The 18790-nt window shown below is 70.1% G+C and carries 17 protein-coding genes; 10 read left to right on the top strand and 7 right to left on the bottom strand.

From position 1 onward, the window contains the following. Positions 1 to 83: 83 nt before the first annotated feature. The 3 genes from BJ988_RS00475 (at position 84) to BJ988_RS00465 (ending at position 2933) form a co-directional block, all read left to right on the top strand. On the top strand, positions 84 to 992 hold the full coding sequence (locus tag BJ988_RS00475) for a LysR family transcriptional regulator (RefSeq protein WP_179656174.1): 909 nt from the start codon (positions 84 to 86) through the stop codon (positions 990 to 992). A gap of 109 nt (positions 993 to 1101) precedes the next feature. Next, a complete protein-coding gene (locus BJ988_RS00470; protein ID WP_179656173.1) occupies positions 1102 to 2268 on the top strand; it encodes a sensor histidine kinase in 1167 nt (388 codons plus the stop codon). After that, positions 2268 to 2933: a response regulator transcription factor gene (locus BJ988_RS00465; RefSeq protein ID WP_179656172.1), complete on the top strand. Its 666-nt coding sequence runs from the start codon at positions 2268 to 2270 to the stop codon at positions 2931 to 2933. The genes BJ988_RS00470 and BJ988_RS00465 overlap by 1 nt, the downstream gene beginning before the upstream one ends. 68 nt (positions 2934 to 3001) lie before the next feature. Here BJ988_RS00465 and BJ988_RS00460 read toward each other — a convergent pair whose 3' ends face one another. Then, positions 3002 to 3871 carry a hypothetical protein gene (locus BJ988_RS00460; RefSeq protein WP_179656171.1) on the bottom strand — a complete coding sequence of 290 codons (870 nt, stop codon included), beginning with the start codon at positions 3869 to 3871 and terminating at the stop codon, positions 3002 to 3004. A 136-nt stretch (positions 3872 to 4007) separates the two neighbouring features. On the opposite strand from BJ988_RS00460, the gene BJ988_RS00455 reads away from it, so the two are divergent. Continuing rightward, the gene (locus BJ988_RS00455; protein WP_179656170.1) at positions 4008 to 7385 is read left to right on the top strand and encodes a pyruvate carboxylase; all 3378 of its coding nucleotides are present in this window, start codon (positions 4008 to 4010) and stop codon (positions 7383 to 7385) included. Positions 7386 to 7503: 118 nt separating this feature from the next. On the opposite strand, the gene erm is transcribed toward BJ988_RS00455, so the two are convergent. From erm to BJ988_RS00440, 3 genes are all read right to left on the bottom strand, one after another. Beyond that, the gene (gene erm / locus BJ988_RS00450; RefSeq protein ID WP_179656169.1) at positions 7504 to 8265 is read right to left on the bottom strand and encodes a 23S ribosomal RNA methyltransferase Erm; all 762 of its coding nucleotides are present in this window, start codon (positions 8263 to 8265) and stop codon (positions 7504 to 7506) included. Between the two features lie 258 nt (positions 8266 to 8523). After that, positions 8524 to 9924: an NAD(P)H-quinone dehydrogenase gene (locus tag BJ988_RS00445; RefSeq protein ID WP_218860478.1), complete on the bottom strand. Its 1401-nt coding sequence runs from the start codon at positions 9922 to 9924 to the stop codon at positions 8524 to 8526. Positions 9925 to 9960: 36 nt separating this feature from the next. After that, positions 9961 to 10506, bottom strand: coding sequence for a DinB family protein (locus tag BJ988_RS00440; RefSeq protein ID WP_179656167.1), 546 nt, complete (start codon positions 10504 to 10506; stop codon positions 9961 to 9963). A 120-nt stretch (positions 10507 to 10626) separates the two neighbouring features. Here BJ988_RS00440 and BJ988_RS00435 point away from each other — a divergent pair, with 120 nt between their 5' ends. Continuing rightward, positions 10627 to 11160 carry a TetR/AcrR family transcriptional regulator gene (locus BJ988_RS00435; protein WP_179656166.1) on the top strand — a complete coding sequence of 178 codons (534 nt, stop codon included), beginning with the start codon at positions 10627 to 10629 and terminating at the stop codon, positions 11158 to 11160. An 82-nt stretch (positions 11161 to 11242) separates the two neighbouring features. Here BJ988_RS00435 and lpdA read toward each other — a convergent pair whose 3' ends face one another. After that, positions 11243 to 12643 carry a dihydrolipoyl dehydrogenase gene (lpdA, locus tag BJ988_RS00430; RefSeq protein ID WP_179656165.1) on the bottom strand — a complete coding sequence of 467 codons (1401 nt, stop codon included), beginning with the start codon at positions 12641 to 12643 and terminating at the stop codon, positions 11243 to 11245. 73 nt (positions 12644 to 12716) lie between these two features. On the opposite strand from lpdA, the gene BJ988_RS00425 reads away from it, so the two are divergent. The 3 genes from BJ988_RS00425 to BJ988_RS00415 are packed head-to-tail and all read left to right on the top strand — an operon-like array spanning position 12717 to position 15702. Then, positions 12717 to 13169 (top strand): gamma-glutamylcyclotransferase, encoded by a 453-nt coding sequence (locus BJ988_RS00425; RefSeq protein ID WP_179656164.1) that lies wholly within the window; start codon positions 12717 to 12719, stop codon positions 13167 to 13169. 48 nt (positions 13170 to 13217) lie between these two features. Further along, positions 13218 to 14015 (top strand): purine-nucleoside phosphorylase, encoded by a 798-nt coding sequence (locus BJ988_RS00420; RefSeq protein ID WP_179656163.1) that lies wholly within the window; start codon positions 13218 to 13220, stop codon positions 14013 to 14015. 34 nt (positions 14016 to 14049) lie between these two features. Then, on the top strand, positions 14050 to 15702 hold the full coding sequence (locus BJ988_RS00415; RefSeq protein ID WP_179656162.1) for a phospho-sugar mutase: 1653 nt from the start codon (positions 14050 to 14052) through the stop codon (positions 15700 to 15702). Positions 15703 to 15811: 109 nt separating this feature from the next. Here the strand turns inward: BJ988_RS00415 and BJ988_RS00410 are convergent, their stop codons facing one another. Further along, a complete protein-coding gene (locus BJ988_RS00410; RefSeq protein WP_179656161.1) occupies positions 15812 to 16378 on the bottom strand; it encodes a hypothetical protein in 567 nt (188 codons plus the stop codon). Between the two features lie 32 nt (positions 16379 to 16410). Between BJ988_RS00410 and deoC the strand changes: the two genes are divergently transcribed. Next, entirely contained in the window at positions 16411 to 17082 is a 672-nt protein-coding gene (gene deoC, locus BJ988_RS00405; protein ID WP_179656160.1) for a deoxyribose-phosphate aldolase, read from the top strand. 30 nt (positions 17083 to 17112) lie between these two features. Continuing rightward, on the top strand, positions 17113 to 17724 hold the full coding sequence (locus tag BJ988_RS00400) for an ATP-binding protein (RefSeq protein WP_179656159.1): 612 nt from the start codon (positions 17113 to 17115) through the stop codon (positions 17722 to 17724). On the opposite strand, the gene BJ988_RS00395 is transcribed toward BJ988_RS00400, so the two are convergent. Next, positions 17699 to 18778 (bottom strand): adenosine deaminase, encoded by a 1080-nt coding sequence (locus tag BJ988_RS00395; RefSeq protein WP_179656158.1) that lies wholly within the window; start codon positions 18776 to 18778, stop codon positions 17699 to 17701. The genes BJ988_RS00400 and BJ988_RS00395 overlap by 26 nt on opposite strands. Positions 18779 to 18790 lie beyond the last annotated feature (12 nt).

The following is an 18790-nucleotide window of genomic DNA, read 5'->3' as shown; positions in this document are numbered from 1 at the left end:
TGACAGCGCTCATAATGTGCTTGCAACGCGCATGTTGGCACACGGTGTGAACGAAAATGCACACTGAGCGATACGCTGCGCCGATGCCCACCTCCTCGTCCTCGGCCCCCTCCGCCGACCAGCTCTTGGTGCTCCTCGAGGTGGCGCGCAGCGGCCGCTTCACCACCGCTGCCCGTTCGCTGGGCCTGACCCACACGACGGTCAGCCGCAACATCTCCGCCCTCGAGCGCGCCCTCGGCGGCCGGATCCTGGTGCGCGGCTCCGACGGATGGGCGCTGACCGCTCTGGGCGAGCGCGCAGCGCGGGCCGCCGAGGGGGTCGCCGAGTCGCTGGCCCGGCTCGCTGCCGACGAGCCCGCCGACCCGGTGGCCGGGGTGGTCAGGATGTCGACGACCGACGGGTTCGCTGCGTACGTCGCCTCGCCGGCCGTCGCCGCGCTGCGACAGGACCATCCCGAGCTCGCCGTCGAGATCGTCACCGTGACCCGGCAGGCCGCCCAGCACCGCTCCGGCGTCGACATCGAGGTCGTCGTCGGCGAACCGGCGGTCAACCGCGGCCGTGCGCTGCACCTGGGCGGGTACGAGCTCGGCCTCTACGCCTCCCCCGACTATCTGGAGCGTCACAGCATCCCAGCCACGATCGAGGAAGCCGTACGCCACCGCCTCGTCTACTTCGTCGACTCGATGCTCCAGGTCGACGAGCTCGACGTCCCCCGACGGCTCCTGCCCGGCATCCGCGACGCGGTCACCTCGACGAACGTCTTCGTGCACGTCGAGGCGACCCGGGCCGGAGCCGGTCTGGGGCTGCTGCCCTGCTTCATGGCCGACCGTCATCCCGACCTCGTCCGGCTGCTCCGTGCGGAGATCCACCAGCGGCTGCCGTACTGGGCGGTCGTGCATCCTGAGTCATGGCGCCGGCCGGCCGTGGCCGCCGTCGTGGGCGGCCTGCGGCAGCAGATGACCGAACAGCAGGACGCCATGTACGGCCGGTGACGCCGCACCTCCCCTGGTTCGCGGATTCGTTGGTGTCGGCGGCGCGTAGCGTGCCTGGATCCTGGACCCATGCTCCGCAGCCACCCCGACCATCAGCGACAATTCGCGGGTGCCACATTCGACCCGGGCCGCCGCTGTCCGTCTGGTGGCCCTCTTCGTTGCCGGGATGCGACTGGCGACCCTCGCACAGATGGCGCCGTCCCTGCTGGCGGCGATGCCCGCGCTGTCCCAGGTGGACCGCCCCTGGCTGACCGGGGTGACCTGGATTTTCGCGACCGTCATGCTCGTCGTCATAGCCGCGGTGACGGTGGTGACGCAGCGGCCGCCGGGAGTGGCGTACGCCGTGCTGGACGTCGCGGTGGCCGTGACGCTGCTGGTCGTCGGCCTGTGGACGGTCCCGGTGGAGCTGCGTACGGGCACCTGGGTGGGGTTCCAGCTGGGCTACGCGCTGTGCGTGTCCTGCTCGCTGCCGGCCGTACGCTCGCGGTGGCTGTGGATGTTCCTGCTCGTCTCGCTGGCGGCCGCCGAGGCGGTCTACATCGCGCCGACCGTGGACGATCTGGCCGACCTCACCGGCGCGGTGAGCACGTGCCTGACCCTGCTCGTCCTCGGCCCGCTGGCCTGGTTCGGCTGCCAGACGATCGTGCGGATCGGGACCGAGGCCGATGAGGCGCGGCGCTTCGCCGCTGCAGCGGCCAAGGCCGAGGAGGAGCGCCGTGCCCGGCTCGCGATCCACAACGGCACCGCGATGATGCGACTGCTGGTGGAGACCGACGCCGCCGACGGCCACGGCGCGCTGCGCTCACAGGCCGAGGTCGAGCTCAACCGGATGCGTGCCTATCTGAGCGGCCAGACCCCGCCGCCGGCGAGCGAGGCGACCAACCTCGCCGCGGTGGTCACCGCCCTCGGCGCGGAGTTCGACGACCTCCCGATCACGGTCGTCGCCGACCTCGCCCAAGACGTCGCTCTCCCGCGAACCCTCGCCGACGACCTTGCGGCCGCACTGCGCAGCCTGCTCCTCAACGTACGTCAGCACGCTCGGGCGAACCGGGTCGTCCTGCACGCCGCCGAGGACGAAGCCGGCGCCGGCTGGGAGGTCACCCTCCACGACGACGGGATCGGCTTCGACCCCTCGGTGACGGCGTACGGGGTCGGCCTTCGGGAGGTGGTCGTCGCACAGCTCGCGCGCTCAGGCGTCGACGTCGAGATCAGCAGCATCCCCGACCTGGGCACGACCGTCACCCTCGCCCAGGCTGCCGCCATGGAGGTGTCGTGATGACCGCCGTGACCTCCGGGCCACGCTTCAGCCATGTGGACGACGCGACCGCGATGCGAGCCTCGCTGAGCCTGCTCCTGCCCGAGCTGAGGTTCGTGTCCAGCCACGAGAGCGTCGAGGACCTGCTGACCGCGCGGCCGGAGGCCGACGTGGTGATCCTCGATCTCCACCTCGCCAACACCGGCCAGCCCGACGCCTCCCAGGGCACCACCGCGATCCGGCGGATCGTCGAGGCCGGCTACCGGGTCTGCATCTACTCCCAGGAGGAGCGCCGCTTCGTGCTCGCCGCCTGTCTGGCCGCTGGGGCGACCGGAGTCGTCTCGAAGGCGGCCTCGCTGGCCGAGGCGGAGGCGGCGTTCCGCGCCGTCGCCGCCGGAGAGCCGGTGATCCCCCCGGGCATCACCGGTCTCATCGAGGTCCTCGTACGCCGCCGCAGCATCACCGTCCTCACCCCGCGGCAACGCGAGGTGCTCGCCCATCGCGCCCGCGGCCTGACGTACGCCGAGATGAGCCGGTCGATGTATCTGTCCGAGTCGACCTTGCGCGGCTACTGGATGGAGCTGGCGCAGCTGGTCTCGGAGTATCTGCGCGAGACCTCGCCGGGTGACATCGAGCATGCCCTCGGGCTGCGCCCGGGGGACCTGCTCGACCTCTGGCCAGGGTGAGACCTGGTGGCGTCCTGACTAGCTGCTGATCCCGCTCCACTTCCAGCTGCCGTCGGTGCCGACGCGGGTCACGGACGAGAAGGTGGTACTGTGCCCGACGCCGTTGCTCTGGCGCATGCGCACCGCCTTTCGGTGGTCGGGTTGACCAGCACGATGTCCTTGGCCGCGACCATGCCGTCGGCGTCGAAGCAGTTGTGCACCGACATGTAGCGCCAGCCCGCCCCGAGGCTGCGGACGACGTACTTCTTCGCGCCCGCCGGACGGTCCGAGGGCACGACGATCTGCTCGAGCTTGCTGGTGCTCGGGTTGATCGAGTAGAGCAGGTCGTACTTCACACCGTTGTGGGTCGTCCAGACGCCCGCGACGGTCGTCGTGCTCGGCAACGTGACCGGCAGGTTCGTGACCGTGCCGAGGCGAGTGCCCGCGGTGGTGAAGGACAGCTTGGTCTGCTGCACGACACCGGAGGTCGTGACGCTGTAGACCTCTCTCGTCGGGCCGCTGACGACCTTCTTGGGGCTCCAGCCGGTCACCGTGGTGCCGTTGGTGCGGTAGAGCGGCGCGGCCTTCGTCTCGCTCAGCACGGACTGCCCGTTGGTCCCGCCGATGGTCACGGTGCGGCCGGTGCCGTCGGTGCTGGGCACGATGTAGCTGGTCCTCCAGCTGGTCTGATCGCCCGACCCGCCGATCTCGATCCACGCCCGTGGCGACCAGGCGACGGTGGCGGCGCTGCGGTAGTTGCTGGTCACCGTGCTGTTCTTGATGCCGCGCTTGCGGATGTAGCCGCCGGCCTTGCCGTTGATCGAGCCGGTGCAGTTCACGGTCCCGGCCGCGGCGGCCGGCGAGCCCGCCGCCCCGATCGCGGTGAGCGATCCGGCCAGCAGGGCCGTGCCTGCGATGGCGACCAGGGCTGAACGACGCTGTCGAGTCATGAGCTTCATGCCACTGAGGGTATGGTCCGCGAGCCGTCGGCGGTCCCAACGAATCCGCACAGTTCTCGGCACTCAGGCGTCCATCAACTGGGCGGTAACGTCCCATAACCTGGACGACCCTCCTCGGATGGGTAGCGTGGCCGCCATGTTCACGAAGGTGTTGGTTGCCAACCGCGGCGAGATCGCGATCCGAGCTTTCCGCGCAGGCTATGAGCTCGGGGCCAAGACGGTCGCCGTCTTTCCCTACGAGGACCGGGGCTCAGAGCACCGGCTGAAGGCCGACGAGGCCTACCAGATCGGAGAGCTCGGTCATCCGATCCGGGCCTATCTCGATCCCGACGCGATCGTCGAGGTCGCCAAGCAGAGCGGCGCGGACGCCATCTACCCGGGCTACGGGTTCCTCTCCGAGAACCCGGCGTTGGCCGAGGCCTGCGCCCGGGCGGGGATCACCTTCGTCGGGCCGTCGGCGGAGGTCCTCACGCTCACCGGCAACAAGGCCACCGCCATCGCGGCGGCGAAGGCTGCCGGCGTACCGACTCTGCAGTCGGTCGAGCCGTCCACCGACGTAGACGCACTCGTCTCCGCCGCTTCCGCCCTGCCCTACCCGCTCTTCGTCAAGGCGGTCGCCGGCGGCGGCGGTCGCGGCATGCGGCGGGTCGACTCGCCCGACAAGCTCCGCGAGGCGGTCGAGACCTGTATGCGTGAGGGCGAGGCCGCCTTCGGCGACCCCACCGTCTTCATCGAGCAGGCCGTGGTCGAGCCACGGCACATCGAGGTGCAGATCCTCGCCGACGGCGAGGGCAACGTGATCCACCTCTTCGAACGCGACTGCTCGGTGCAGCGCCGCCACCAGAAGGTCGTCGAGATCGCTCCTGCGCCGAATCTCGACCCTGAGCTGCGCGAACGCATGTGCGCGGACGCCGTGCGCTTCGCCAAGGAGATCGGCTACTCCTGCGCCGGCACCGTGGAGTTCCTGCTCGACCAGCACGGCAACTACGTGTTCATCGAGATGAACCCGCGTATCCAGGTCGAGCACACCGTGACCGAGGAGGTCACCGACGTCGACCTGGTCCGCTCCCAGATGCGGATCGCCGCCGGCGAGACCCTGGCCGACCTGGGGCTCACCCAGGACGCCGTGCAGCTGCGCGGCGCGGCGATGCAGTGCCGGATCACCACCGAGGACCCCGCCAACAACTTCCGCCCCGACACGGGCATGATCACCACCTACCGCTCCCCCGGCGGCGCCGGCATCCGCGTCGACGGTGGCACGATCTATGCCGGGGCCGAGGTCTCGCCCCACTTCGACTCGATGCTCGCCAAGCTGACCTGCCGTGGGCGTACGTTCGAGGACGCCGTGACCCGGGCGCGCCGGGCGGTGGCGGAGTTCCGGATCCGCGGGGTCGCGACCAACATCCCGTTCCTGCAGGCGCTGCTCGACGACCAGGACTTCATCGCCGGGTCGATCACGACCTCGTTCATCGAGACCCATCCGCAGCTGCTGACCGCGCGGGCCTCCGGCGACCGAGGCACCAAGCTGCTCACCTATCTCGCCGACGTCACCGTCAACCAGCCGCACGGCGCCGCGCCGGTCTCGCTCCACCCGGTCGAGAAGCTGCCGAAGCTGGACCTCTCCGAGGCTCCGCCGACCGGATCTCGCGACCTTCTGCGCGAGCTCGGGCCCGAGGGCTTCGCCGCCGCACTGCGAGCCCAGGAGCCGGTCGCGGTCACCGACACCACCTTCCGCGACGCCCACCAGTCGCTGCTGGCAACCCGGGTCCGCACCACCGACCTGCTCGGTGTCGCCGGCCATGTCGCCCGGCTGACGCCGCAGCTGTGGTCGCTGGAGGCATGGGGTGGGGCGACGTACGACGTGGCTCTCCGTTTCCTCTCCGAGGACCCGTGGGAGCGGCTCGCGCAGCTGCGTGAGGCGATCCCGAACGTCAACCTGCAGATGCTGCTGCGCGGTCGCAACACGGTGGGCTACACGCCCTACCCGACCGAGGTCACCGACGCGTTCGTCTCCGAGGCCGCCGAGACCGGGATCGACGTCTTCCGGATCTTCGACGCGCTCAACGACGTCTCCCAGATGCGACCGGCGATCGACGCGGTGCGCGCGACCGGGACGTCCATCGCGGAGGTGGCGCTCTGCTACACCGGCGACCTCTCCTCGCCCGACGAGAAGCTCTACACGCTCGACTACTACCTGCGGCTGGCCGAGGAGATCGTCTCAGCCGGGGCACACGTGCTCGCGATCAAGGACATGGCCGGGCTGCTGCGGGCGCCCGCCGCTCGCACCCTGGTGACCGCGCTCCGCTCGCGGTTCGACGTGCCGGTGCACCTGCACACCCACGACACCGCCGGTGGGCAGCTGGCCACGCTGACGGCCGCGATCGAGGCCGGGGTCGACGCCGTCGACGCGGCCTGTGCGTCCATGGCCGGGACCACCTCGCAGCCCCCGCTCTCCTCCTTGGTGGCGGCGACCGACCACACGCCGCGCGCCACGGGTCTGTCGCTGGCGGCGGTCAACTCGCTGGAGCCCTACTGGGAGGCCGTACGCCGCGTCTACGCGCCCTTCGAGTCCGGGCTGCCCGCGCCGACCGGCCGGGTCTACCGCCACGAGATCCCGGGCGGCCAGCTCTCCAACCTGCGCCAGCAGGCGATCGCGCTCGGGCTGGGCGAGAAGTTCGAGCAGATCGAGGACATGTACGCCGCGGCCAACCAGATCCTCGGCCGCGTCCCCAAGGTCACCCCGTCCTCGAAGGTCATCGGCGACCTGGCGCTCTCGCTCGTGGCGGCCGGGGCGGATCCGGCCGCGTTCGAGGCCGACCCGGCGTCGTACGACATCCCGGCCTCGGTCATCGGCTTCCTCAACGGGGAGCTCGGCGACCCGCCGGGAGGCTGGCCCGAGCCGTTCCGGGGCAAGGCGATCGCGGGACGCACATGGAAGGAGTCGTCGCCGACCCTGTCGGCCGAGGACGCCGCCGGGCTGGCCTCCGACCGGCGCGGGACGCTCAACCGGCTGCTCTTCCCGGGACCGACGAAGGAGTTCACCGAGGCCCGCTCGAAGTGGGGCGACGTGTCGGTGATCTCGACCCTCGACTACCTCTACGGCATGCGCGAGGGCGAGGAGCACATCGTCGAGCTCTCCGAGGGCAAGACGGTGATCTTCGGGCTCACCGCCGTCTCCGAGCCCGACGAGCGCGGCATCCGCACCGTCATGGCGACGATCAACGGCCACCTGCGCCCGATCGAGGTCCGTGACCGCTCGGTCGCCGCCGAGGTCGCCGCCGCGGAGAAGGCCGACCCGGCTGTTCCCGGCCAGGTCGCGGCACCGTTCCAAGGCGTCGTCACCATCGCGGTCGAGACCGGCGAGTCGGTCAAGGCCGGCGACACTGTCGCCACCATCGAGGCGATGAAGATGGAGGCCGCCATCACCGCACCTGTCGACGGCACCGTCTCCCGCCTCGCCTTCTCCGGCACCCAGTCCGTCGACGGCGGCGACCTGGTCCTCGTGCTCGACTGAGCCGAGACGTCAGCCCCGTCGGCCGAGACGTCACTTCGGTCGGCCGAGATGGCAGCGATATGCCGTCTCGGCCGACGCGAGTGACGTCTCGACCTGCGTATGTGACGTCTCGGCGAGGCTAGGCCCGGGCCGCGTACGCCTCGACCCAGTCCTCCGCACGCAGGTCTCGCGGCAGCACCGGGGCCTGGGTGCGTCGGCGCCGCCGCGCGATCTCGCCGGCAAGCGCAACGGGGACGCCGTTGCGGCGCAGGATCTCGGCGACTCCGCGGCCCCGGCTGCTGAAGACCGTGGCCACCCACGACTGGAAGTCGCGGAGGTCCGAGTCGGGCAGCAACGGCTCCCGGCGACGGTCGATGAGCAGCAGTCCGCCGTCGACGTTGGGCCGCGGGCGGAACGCGGTCGACGGGACCTGGCGGTCGAGGGTGAAGGTGAACCACGGCCACCACTGCGCGGTGAGCTGGGTGGTGCCGCCGACGCCCGCGCGCTTGCGGGCGACCTCCCACTGGGTGAGGAGCACGGCGTGGCGCCAGGTCGCCGACGCGAGCAGGTGACGCAGGATCGGCGTGGTCAGGTGGAACGGGACGTTGGAGACGACGACGGCGTCCTGCGGTGGCGCATGGCGCAGGATGTCGCCTTCGGAGATGCACACGTGCGTCCCGATCCGGCGGCGCAGGTCGGCCGCTCGACGGGAGTCGATCTCGACCCCCACCAGCGGCCGTCCCAGGTCCGCCAGAGCCAGTGTGACCGCACCGTTGCCGGTGCCCCACTCCACCAGCGGACCCTGCCGCTGCGAGACGAGATAAACGATCCGGTCGAGTACCGACCGGTCGGTGAGAAAGTTCTGGCCGAGCTCGTGCCGGCCAGGGCGTACGTCGGACATGGATGCTCCTCGTGACAGAAGGAGCCGGGCGGCATGCGGGTAGCACTCGGAGCCGCCCGGCAGGGTTGCCAGGTGGCGGCGCGAATGCGACGAGTGCTTCGGTGGGATCCGCGCCGTCAGCGGCGGCGGATCCGAACGATCATCGTCATGCAGCAGTTACCCATGGCGCTCACGCTAGCGAAGCCGCTGCGCTGCTCGCACGCCGTTTTCGAGTGCCATCTCGGCCGACGTGAGTGACGTCTCGGCCGACGTACGTGACTACTCGACGTGGTGGAGGCGGCGGGCGACCTCGGCGGTGGAGCCGGAGATCGACGGGTAGACGGTAAAGGTGTTGGCGATCTGGTCAACGGTCAGCCCGGTCGAGACGGCGAGCGCGATCGGGTGGATGAGCTCGGAGGCGCGGGGGCCGACGACGACTCCGCCGATGACGACGCCGGTGCCGGGGCGGGAGATGAGCTTGACGAAACCGTCGGAGATGCCCTGCATCTTGGCCCGCGGGTTGCCCTTGAGGTCGAGGCGCAGGGTCTCGGCGACGACCTCGCCGGAGTCGACCTGGGCCTGCGAATACCCGACCGTGGCGATCTCGGGCGAGGTGAAGACGTTGGCCGCGACCTCCTTGAGGTCCATCGGAATGACGGCGTCACCGAGGAAGTGGCGCATCGCGATCCGGCCGGCCATGGCGGCCGTCGAGGCGAGCATGAAGCCGCCGGTGCAGTCACCGGCGGCGTACACGCCGTAGGCGGAGGTGCGCGACACCTTGTCGGTGCGGATGAAGCCGCCCTCGTCGAGCTCGATGCCGGCCTCCTCCAGGCCGAGGCCCTCGGTGTTGGGGATCGAGCCGAGCGCGAGGATGCAGTGGCTGCCGGTGACCTCGCGACCGTCGGTCAGCTTCACGGTGACGACGTCGCCGGAGCGGGTCACCGACTCCATCCGCGACTTGCTGAGGATGTTCATGCCCTGACGCTCGAGTACGTCCTGGAGGACGGTCGCCGCATCCGCGTCCTCGCCTGGGAGGACCCGATCGCGCGAGGAGACCAGGGTGACCTGCGAGCCGAGGTTGAGGTAGGCGCCGGCGAACTCGACACCCGTGACACCCGAGCCCACGACGATCATGTGGGAGGGCAGATCGTCGAGATCGTAGACCTGCTCCCAGGTCAGGATCCGCTCGCCGTCGGGCTGCGCGGTGGGCAGCACCCGCGGCCGGGCGCCGGTGGCGATCAGGACCGCGTCGTTCTCGATGGCCTCCTCGCCGCCGTCCTCGACCCGGGTCGCGACCACCTGCCGCTTGTCGGCGTCGATGCGCCCGGTGCCCTTGACGATCCGGATCCCACGACGGCTCAGCCGGCTCTCGATGTCGCTCGACTGCGCGAGCGCGAGGGCCTTGACGCGCTTGTTGACCAGCTCGAGGTCGGCGTAGAGCTCGGTGGCCGGGTCGCCCTGGTGATCGCGGAAGTGGATGCCCAGGTCGCGGGCGAGCGTCATGTCCGACATCAGCTCGGCGGTGGCGATCAGGGTCTTGCTGGGCACGCAGTCGGTGAGCACCGAACTGCCGCCGAGGCCGTCACGGTCGACGACCGTCACCTCCGCGCCGAGCTGCTGCGCGACCAGCGCCGCCTCGTATCCGCCTGGACCCCCACCAATGATCGTCACCCGCGCCATGGGCCGCATTCTTCCACGCCCCCTGGAGCGGCAGAGTCAGCCCATCGTCTTCTGACCGTCGATGGTCTCCCGGATGATGTCGGCGTGGCCGGCGTGCTGGGTGGTCTCGGCCAGGATGTGGGTGAGGGCGCGACGGTTGGACCAGCGCTCGCCGGCCTCGAACCACGGGGCCTCGGGAAGCGGGTGGTCCGCGTCCAGGTCGGCGGTCCGCACCAGCTCGTCGGTGGCAGCAGCGATCTCCTCGTACGCATCGAGGACACCCGCCAGCGTCTCGTCCTCGGCGAGCACGAAGTCGGCGGCGAACTCCGCGTACTTCTCGGGGGTGATCTCCTGCGCAACCGTCCCACGCACGATGAAGTCGGCCCAGCCTCGCTCGACGGCAGCGACATGCTTGATCAGCCCGCCGAGGGTGAGCACGGACGCGGTCGGGGCGAGCCGGGCCTGCTCGTCGGTGAGGTCGCGGACGGTGTAGCGCAGGAAGCGACGGTGGTTGGCCAGCGTCTCGAGCAGGTCGGCCCGCTCCCGGCTCAGCGTGGCGGTCTCGGTGACGGTCTCGGTGGCGGTCGCGGCGGTTGCGGTCATGATTCGGACTCCTTGGTGGTGTTTCTCGCTGACACCAGCAACGCTATGCGGCATTCAGGTCAGAAACTGTCCTCATTGGCCAGGATCCGGCAGAAGATCCCCAGCGATTAACCTGCACGCATGACGAGCCCCGCCAACCCGACCCGAAGCGACGCGGTCCGCAACCGGGACCTCCTGGTCGCCGCTGCGCGCGAGATCCTCGCCGAGCAGGGTCTCGACGCTCCGATGTCTGCCGTCGCCAAGCGCGCCGGCGTCGGCCAGGGCACCCTCTACCGCCACTTCCCCGACCGGCTCACCCTGGCGACGGCCGTGCTGGAGGAGAACGTGCGCGACATCGAGCAGGTCGCGACCCGCCCCGACGCGACGCTGGCCGACGTGCTCGGTGTCGTCACCTGGCAGATGATCCACTCGACCGCCTTCGTCGGCATCGTGCGCCTCAGCGGCGAGGAGATCTCGCAGGGCCTGGCCGACCGGGTACGCACCGTCATCGACGGGCTCCCGAACGGGAGCCGCACCACCGACGACATCATGCTCGCCCTCGCGATGGTCTCCGGCGGGGTGCACGGGCCCACCCCGGAGGCCCGCGAGGCCGCCGCCCGCCGGGCCTGGGCCCTGCTCGGGATCGAGATCGGCCCGGTCACGCCCGGTCGCTAGCTGATCGACACTGACTGCCCCGGACATGCGAAGAGGCCCGGAGCCACGCGACGTACGCGGGCTCCGGGCCTCTTGCCTGAGGTCACAGGTTGATCATGTGTCCCGCGATGCCCTCGATGGCTTCCTTCATCGCCTCCGAGAGCGTCGGGTGGGCGAAGACGTTGCGCGCGACCTCGTCGGCGGTGAGGTCCCACTGCTGGGCGAGCGTCAGCGCGGGCAGCAGCTCGGTGACCTCGGGGCCGATCATGTGGGCGCCGAGGATCTCGTTGTGCTCGGCGTCGGCGACGATCTTCACGAAGCCGACACCCTCAGCCATGCCGCGGGCCTTGCCGTTGGCGGAGAACGGGAAGGAGGAGGTCTTGACGTCGTAGCCCTTCTCCTTGGCCTGCGCCTCGGAGTAGCCGAACGACGCGATCTGCGGCTGGCAGAACGTCGCGCGCGGGATCATGTCGAAGTTGATCTCCATGGTCTCGGCGTCCGCGATGGTCTCCGCGGCCACGACACCCATCGCCTCGGCGGTGTGGGCGAGCATCAGCTTGCCGGTGCAGTCACCGATGGCGTAGATGCCCTCGACGTTGGTGCGGCCACGGGCGTCGACCGCGATCGCGCCCCGGTCTGTGAGCTCGACGCCGGCCTTGTCGAGGCCGAAGCCCTCGACCCGCGGCGCGAACCCGAAGGCCGCCAGGAACTTGTCGGCCTCGAGCACCTGCTCCTCGCCACCGGCGGCCGGAGCCACCTTGACCTTCACACCCGAGCCGGTGTCCTCGGCGCTCTTGACCGCGGTCGAGAGCATCACGTTGACGCCGAGCTTCTTGTACTGGCGCAGCAGCTCCTTGGACACGTCGGCGTCCTCGGTCGGCACCATCCGGTCGAGGAACTCGACGATCGTGACGTCCACGCCGAAGTTCTTCAGCACGTAGGCGAACTCGACGCCGATCGCGCCCGAGCCGCCGATGATGATCGAGCTCGGCAGCTCCTCGGTGAGGATCTGCTCCTCGTAGGTCACGATGTTCTGCCCGTTGGGCACGACACCCGGGACCGAGCGGACGGTCGCGCCGGTGCCGATGATGAGGTTGTCGAAGGTGTAGTCGGTCGAGGCGCCGTCCTTGCCCTTGACGGCGATCGCCTTCGGCCCGGTGAGGGTGCCCCAGCCGTCGATCTCGGTGATCTTGTTCTTCTTCATCAGGTAGTGCACGCCCTTGGCGCTCGCGTCGGCGACGCCGCGGCTGCGCTTCCAGGTCGCACCGAAGTCCATGGTCGCGTCACCCGAGATCCCGAAGGTCTTCTTCTCGTGGGTGATGATGTGCGCGATCTCGGCGTTGCGCAGCAGCGCCTTGGACGGGATGCACCCGACGTTGAGGCAGACGCCGCCCCAGTACTTGTCTTCGACGACGGCGACGGACTTGCCGAGCTGAGCGGCACGGATGGCGGCGACGTAGCCACCGGGGCCAGCGCCGAGGACGAGAACATCAAAGTGGGTCACGCATCCAAGGGTAGACCGCGGATAACACACAGATCCCAGTCGGGCCAGCGACTGAGCGGTAACCTCGTGTTCCGTGACTCTCTATGCGGCCTATGGCGTCAACCTCGACCCTGCGCTGATGAGCGAGCGCTGCCCCCATTCACCGCTGCGGACCACCGGCTGGCTCAGCGGATGGCGGCTCACCTTCGGCGGCGAGGACAACGCCATGGGCGAGGGGCCGATGGTCACCATCGTCCAGGATCCGTTCGAGCAGGTCTTCGTCGCCGTCTACGACGTCGTGGACCAGGACATGGAGGCGCTGGAGAAGTGGGAGCTGGCCGACATCGGCCTCTACTTCAAGGCCAAGGTGCGGATCTCCGCCCTCGCCGAGGACCTGCTCTGCGAGGCCTATGTGCTCGACACGTACGAGGGTGGGATCCCGGATGCCCGCTACCTGGGCGCGCTGGCCGATGCCGCCGAGGCGGCCGGGGCGCCGGACGACTACGTGCACGCGCTGCGTACGAGGCCCTGCCGGTCCAACGACTGAGGCTCCTCCGGCGGTCGAGCTCGTCGGGACCAGGTCTAAACTCAGCGAGTGACCACCCCTTACGAACTCGCCAAGGAAGCCGCCGCCGCGCTCGCTGAGAAGACCGGCGTCGAGAAGCACGACATCGCGCTGGTGCTGGGCTCGGGCTGGCTGCCCGCCGCCGACGCGCTCGGGGAGGACTACACCGAGATCTCGACCACCGACCTGCCCGGCTTCAGCGCCGCCGCGGTCGCCGGTCACAGCGGCAAGATCCGCTCCATCCGGGCGGCCAACGGCCGCAACCTGCTCCTCTTCCTCAGCCGCACCCACTTCTACGAGGGCAAGGGTGTCGCCGCGGTCGTGCACCCGGTCCGCACCGCCGCGGCAGCGGGCTGCTCGACCATGGTGCTCACCAACGGCTGCGGCGGCCTCAACCCGTCCTGGTCCCCCGGCACTCCGGTCCTGATCAAGGACCACATCAACCTCACCGCGTCCTCGCCGCTGGTGGGCGCGAACTTCGTCGACCTCACCGACCTCTACTCGGCGCGTCTGCGTGACTTGGCCAAGCAGGTCGACTCCTCCCTGGACGAGGGCGTGTACGTCCAGTTCACCGGCCCCCACTACGAGACCCCCGCCGAGGTGAAGATGGCCGGAATCCTCGGCGGCGACCTGGTCGGCATGTCGACCACGCTCGAGGCGATCGCGGCTCGCGAGGCCGGGATGGAGATCCTCGGGATCTCGCTGGTCACCAACCTGGCCGCCGGCATCTCCGACCAGCCGCTGAACCACGCCGAGGTCCTCGAGGCCGGCCGCAACGCCGCCACCCGGATGGGCGCGCTTCTCAGCGACCTGGTGCCCAAGATCTGAGCCTCCGGGCGGATGATGACCTAGGGTCGGATCCATGATCCCCACCGACCAGTCCGCGCTCGTGGTCAAGGCACGGGAATGGCTCGCCGGCGACCCCGACGAGCAGACCCGAGCCGAGCTCGAGAGCCTGCTGACCTCCACCGACCCGGGTGCTGTCGCCGAGCTGGCCGACAGGTTCTCGGGCACGCTCCAGTTCGGCACCGCCGGACTTCGAGGAGCGCTCGGGGCCGGGCCCAACCGGATGAACCGGGTGGTCGTCATCAAGGCCGCCGCGGGACTGGCCCGTTACCTGCTCGCCACCGGCGCGCAGGGGCCGGTGGTGATCGGCTACGACGCCCGGCACAACTCCGACGTCTTCGCCCTCGACACCGCCGAGGTGATGACCGGAGCGGGTCTCCACGCGCTGGTGATGCCGCGTTCGCTGCCGACGCCGGTCCTGGCGTACGCCGTCAAGGCCCTCGACGCGAGCGCCGGGGTGATGGTGACGGCCAGCCACAACCCGCCGCAGGACAACGGCTACAAGGTCTACCTCGGCGACGGCGCGCAGATCGTGCCGCCGGCAGATGCCGAGATCGCCAAGCGGATCGCGGCCGTCGACAAGGTCACCTCGGTCACCCGAGGCGCCCCTGGGCGCACGATCAGCGAGGACCTGGTCGACAGCTATCTCGACACGGTCGTCGGGCTGCTCGACGAAGGCGGTGCTCGCGACCTCACGACCGTCTACACGCCGCTGCACGGTGTCGGCGGCGACCTGGTGCAGCTGGCGATGAAGTTCGCCGGCTTCCCCACGCCCCACGTCGTCAAGGAGCAGGAGCGGCCCGACCCCGAGTTCCCGACCGTCGCCTTCCCCAACCCCGAGGAGCCCGGCGCGATGGACCGGGCGATCGCGCTGGCGAGCAAGAAGGGCGTCGACCTGGTCATCGCCAACGACCCGGACGCCGACCGCTGCGCAGCCGCGATCCCGGTGGCCGGCAAGAAGTGGCGGATGCTGACCGGTGACGAGGTCGGCGCGCTGCTGGCGACCCATCTGATCCGCAAGGGCGTCACCGGGACGTACGCCGCCTCGATCGTCTCCTCGTCCCTGCTCGGGAAGATCGCTGCGGCCGCCGGGCAGCCGTACGCCGAGACGCTCACCGGCTTCAAGTGGATCTCGCGCGCGCCCGGCCTCGCCTTCGGCTACGAGGAGGCGTTGGGCTACTGCGTCGATCCCGAGCATGTCCGCGACAAGGACGGCATCTCGGCGCTGCTGCTCCTGTGCGAGCTGGCGGCGTCGCTGAAGGCGGAGGGGCGCGACCTGGCCGACCTGCTCGACGAGCTCTCGGTCACGCACGGCCTGCACGCGACCTCACAGCTCTCCATCCGGCTCGAGGACCCGGCTCAGATCGTCGCCGGGATGCAGCGACTCCGCGACCGCCCCGTCACCGCGCTCGCCGGGTCCGCAGTACTGCAGATCGACGATCTTGCTCTCGGCGAGGGCGGGCTGCCGCCGACCGACGGGATCCGCTACCAGCTGGCCGGTGGGTCACGTGTGATCGTGCGACCCAGCGGCACCGAGCCCAAGATCAAGTGCTACCTCGAGGTCGTGCAGCCGGTCGTCGATGCCTCCGCGCTGGGACAGGCGCGGGCCGGCGCCGAGATCGCGCTCGGAGCGCTCAAGGTCGACATCCGCGCCGCCCTCGGTCTCTAGCACCCTGCCTACTCGCAACGGGCCGGGCGGTCTGGCCGGGTAGTCCAGGGAGTTTCCGTCGGTTACTCCTGAGTAGACCGACGGAAACTCCCTGGACTACCCCGATCGCTCAAAGCACGAGCAGGACCACGAAGGTGACGGCCACCGCGGCGGTGGCCGCGATCAGTGGCCAGTCCCAGCTGCGGCGTACGTCCTCGGCGAGGGCGAACTGCTCGTCGGAGTCCTTCTTGATCCGGCGCCGGTCGCGCGCGTCCTGGGCCAGCGAGTTGAGCCGCTCCTCGATGAAGTCGGCGTGGTTGCTCAGCGGCTTGTGGTCCCGCTTCTTCTTGACCGCCTCGCGCAGCGGACGGCCGACCGCACCACTGACGTAGGTGCGGCCGCCCGCGTAGGCGCCGAGGGTGCGGCCGACCGAGACGCTCTCCAGCGCGGCCATCGGGAAACGCACGGTCGAGAAGAGGTGGTGCAGGACGAAGTCGCCCTTGCTCACCCCGACCCTCGTGCGGATGAACGCGGCGTACGCCACCAGCGCGAAGAGCAGCCCGGCAGCCGTCGTCTCGGGGTGCCAGCCGGTGACCGCGTCGATCACGATCACCGCGAGCGCGGCCCCCATCGAGAGGAGACCCCATACGGTGCTGCTGGAGTTGCGGAACCACTCCTCGGGCTGATCGTCATTCACGGCGCACACCTTAGCCCTCGTATGCTGAACCAGTGCCTAACGCCTCTGACATCGCGAAGCTGATCGACCACACCCTCCTCAAGCCCGAGGCGACCCGCGCCGACGTCGAGGCGCTGATCCTGGAGGCCGCCGAGCTCGGCACCTACTCGGTGTGCGTCTCGCCGTCGATGCTTCCGGTCAACGCGCCGGCCGAGCTCAAGGTCGCCGTCGTGTGCGGCTTCCCCAGCGGCAAGCACATCTCCTCGGTCAAGGCCGCCGAGGCCGCTGCCGCGGTCGAGGCCGGCGCCGACGAGGTCGACATGGTCATCGATGTCGGGGCTGCGAAGGAGAAGCGCTACACCGATGTCGAGGCCGACATCGCCGCGGTCCGCGCGGCCGTCCCCGCCCCCACCGTGCTCAAGGTGATCATCGAATCCGCGGCGCTCGAGGACGACGAGATCGCGGGCGTGTGCCAGGCCGCCGTGCGCGCCGAGGCCGACTTCGTGAAGACGTCCACCGGCTTCCACCCCGCCGGCGGTGCCAGCGTCCACGCCGTCGAGCTGATGCGCAAGACCGTCGGTCCCGACGTCGGGGTCAAGGCCTCGGGCGGCGTACGCACCATGGAGCAGGCCGAGCAGATGATCGCCGCCGGAGCGTCCAGGCTCGGGGTCTCGGGCTCGCGCGCGCTGCTCGCCGGGGCGCCGGGGTCGGCCGCCGGCTACTGACTTCGGCCCGGGACAGTGGAGAATGCCCCGGTGCGTGCTCAGGTCATCGTCCTCGCCGGCCCCTCGGGCGCCGGGAAGTCCCGCCTAGCCGAGCGGCTGGGCCTGCCGGTCCTCCGGTTGGACGACTTCTACAAGGACGGCTCCGACCCCTCGCTCCCGCGGATCACCGAGGGCCCCAACGCGGGCCTGGTCGACTGGGACCACCCCGACTCCTGGCTTCCAGATGACGCGGTGAAGACGCTCGCCGAGCTCTGCGAGACCGGCACCGCGGACGTGCCGGTCTACGACATCGCCCACGACGGCCGCACCGGCTGGCAGACCCTGACCCTCGGCGACGAACCGTTCTTCGTCGCCGAGGGCATCTTCGCCCAGGACATCGTGGCCGACTGCCGCACCGCGGGGCTGCTGGCCGCCGCGTACTGCGTCACCCAGTCGCCGACGGTGACCTTCTGGCGCCGCCTCACCCGCGATCTCCGCGAACACCGCAAACCCCCGTTCGTGCTGGTCAAGCGGGGCCTGGCGCTGATGCGCGCGCAGCCGCAGGTGGTCGCGGACGCGGTCGCCAAGGGCTGCACCGCGGTCTATCCGAAGCACGGCTACGTCGCGATCCGGCGGCTCACAGCGCTGCGTACGCGTCCTTGATCTCGTGGATCAGGTCGACCCGCTCGTCGTAGGGGATGAACGCGGACTTCATCGCGTTGGTCGTCAGCCGCTGGAGCTCGGGAAGGCCCCAGTCGAAGGCCTCGACGATGCCGGTCATCTCCGATGTCATCGAGGTGCGTGACATCAGCCGGTTGTCGGTGTTGATGGTGACCCGGAACCCGAGGTCGTAGAGCAGGCCGATCGGGTGCTCGGCGATCGACTTCGCAGCCCCGGTCTGCACGTTGGAGCGCGGGCAGAGCTCGAGCGGGATCCGCCGGTCCCGAACGTACGCAGCGAGCCTGCCGAGCCTCGGCGCCTCGCCCTCCTCGACGGTGATGTCATCGACGATGCGTACGCCGTGACCGAGCCGGTCGCACCCGCACGGGTGCACGGCCTCCCAGATCGACGGCAGCCCGAAGCCTTCGCCGGCGTGGATGGTGAAGCGCATGTTGTCGGCGGCGAGCTGCTCGAACGCTGCCAGGAACCGGCTCGGCGGGAAGCCCTTCTCCGGCCCGGCGATGTCGAACCCGGCCACCCCGCGGTCGCGCCAGGTCACTGCGAGCTCGGCGATCTCGGCGGCGCGAGCGGCCTGGCGCATGGCGGTGAGGAGCTGGCGTACGACGATCTTCCGGCCCGTGGTCGCGACCGCCGCCATACCCTCGTCGAACCCGGCCTGGACGGCCGAGACGACCTCGTCCAGCTCGTGGCCGTTGGCCACGTGGAGCTCCGGCGCCCAGCGGACCTCGGCATAGACGACCCCGTCCTCGGCCAGGTCCTCGACACACTCGCGGGCCACCCGGGTCAGTGCGGGCAGCGTCTGCAGCACCGCCAGCGTGTGCGCGAAGGTGTCGAGGTAGCGCTCCAGCGACCCGGAGTCGGCGCTGGTGACGAACCATTCTTCCAGCGCGACCGGGTCGTCCTGAGTGCCCTCCGGGAGCTGGTGACCCACCTCGGCGGCGAGCTCGACGATCGTGGAGGGGCGTAGACCGCCGTCGAGGTGGTCGTGGAGCAGCACCTTCGGGGCGGCCTTGATCTGCATGTCGGACGGTTTCATGGGCCCATTGTT

Source organism: Nocardioides panzhihuensis (genome assembly GCF_013408335.1).
GTDB classification, from domain to species: domain Bacteria; phylum Actinomycetota; class Actinomycetes; order Propionibacteriales; family Nocardioidaceae; genus Nocardioides; species Nocardioides panzhihuensis.
This window is presented reverse-complemented; position numbering and strand designations above follow the sequence as displayed.